Origin of the sequence: Desulfovibrio sp. 1214_IL3152, assembly GCF_036763055.1 — a bacterium.
Lineage (GTDB): Bacteria > Desulfobacterota > Desulfovibrionia > Desulfovibrionales > Desulfovibrionaceae > Desulfovibrio.
Window position 1 is genome coordinate 1 of sequence record NZ_JBAIYW010000207.1, and the last position, 1575, is coordinate 1575.

Here is a 1575-nt window from a genome sequence, read left to right on the forward strand (position 1 = left end):
CCCGGAAGGCGCGTGTTTTGCGCATGGGCGCAACGCCGTGGCCCGGCGCAATCTGCGGCGGGCATATGGCTGTTATTTGTCCTGTGCCGGTGCCGATGCATACCTGATTTTGCCGTAGGCGTCGAAAAAAGGCGCGGTTTCCGCAGCAGCCGTTTTTGCGGCACAAGGGCAAAAGCCGTTCTTGGCGCGGTGTTGGCGCAGTATTTTTTAGGGCTTGCGCTTGGGGCAGTTAAATTTGTTAAAGTCCGTTTCCGCCTTGTCGGTCACGCGTTCATCAAAAACCAGGGCGTGGCCGCGCCAGTCGCGGATGGCCGCATTGATTTTTTCCATATTCACATAGGCCAGCAGGGCGGGCCAGCGGTCGGCCATATCCCGCAGCATGCGGGCATAGGTTACTTCGCCGCCGTGGAAGCCGTCAACAAATTCGCAGTCGCTGGAGCCGAAGGTGCGCGGGTCCGTAAAATCGACTACTTCTATGCCGCGTGCCAACAGGGCTTCTTTGAGATGAAAAAGGTGGGGATAGTCGGCTTCGCGCTGGCGTATGGCGTCCAGCACTTTTACCGACAGGGGCGAAATAAAGACAAAGGTGGCGATACCCCGCGACTTGAGGCGGCAGTAGATTTCAGCAAAGGCGTCCACATGGGCGGTGCTTATGCCGCCGGGATCGCGGCTGCCCTCAAGGGGCCGGGCATGGAAAAATGCCTTGATGCCGTGCCGCACCTGCGTGAGTGTGTCTTCAAACTGGTAGTCAAAGGGGCGCTTTTGCCCTGTGGTCTCGGCGGTATAGTACCAGGAACCGTCAGGACCGAAACCGTCGTCGGTTTGTTGCGCCATGATGCCGTAACGTCCCGCGCGAAAGCCTCCGGCTGATTCCAGCAGTACGGGAGCAATAAGGTCATGAAGCGAGATCTTGCCTTCCAGCAGCCATGCCCAGGGTTTTTTCAGGCTTTCAAGCCCGTAGTTGTAGGAACCGCTGGTGGGCGGCTCGTCCTTGAAAGGATCGGGATGCCACTGGGGCATGAACCACCAGAAATCCAGGCCGATGATGAGGGCCTCGGGCCTGTGCTCGGCCAGCATGGCGTCGATGGTGGAGCGCAATACTGAAAGATTGCCCGCAGTGCCGCCCACGTTGAGAAAGGTTTTGCGGAAGTAGGCCGAGCGGAACTGCATGACGCGCGAAGAACCGACCGCGGCAATTTCCGGTTTGACCTTGGCATACAGCTGGAGCTTGTAGTCCACAAAATCCTGTGAAACGCCGGAGCCGAAAATGGCAAAGCGTCCGGCGGACTGGTCTGCCACGGCGCGCTCCACGGCCACATCGCCGCTTTTGTAGAGCCACCACATGGTATAGGGCAGCACCAGCAGACAGGCCGCCACGGCAAGAAGCAGCAATACGCGGAAATAACGGTTGAGGTAGGCGGCTTCGGTGAGAATTTTGCTCATGATGTTTCCGCCCCTCTAGAATTGAAAGTACAGGAAGGTCGCCTTGCGCGACACCAGAATAAGAGTCACGAACGCCAGACAGGCCAGGCCCGTGGCCCATACCGCCGAAGGCCGCCAGCTCAGCAGCGGGCG

Annotated in this window: 1 protein-coding gene; it reads right to left on the reverse strand. The window is 58.9% G+C overall.

Translation table 11 applies throughout. The features are described 5' to 3' along the window. Positions 1-207: 207 nt before the first annotated feature. The gene (locus V6C07_RS04390) at positions 208-1443 is read right to left on the reverse strand and encodes a hypothetical protein (protein WP_333535145.1); all 1236 of its coding nucleotides are present in this window, start codon (positions 1441-1443) and stop codon (positions 208-210) included. Between the last annotated feature and the right edge of the window lie 132 nt (positions 1444-1575).

Coding starts and splice junctions, on each gene's coding strand:
- V6C07_RS04390 (WP_333535145.1), bottom strand. CDS start 1,443: ATGAGCAAAATTCTCACCGAAGCCGCCTACCTCAACCGTTATTTCCGC.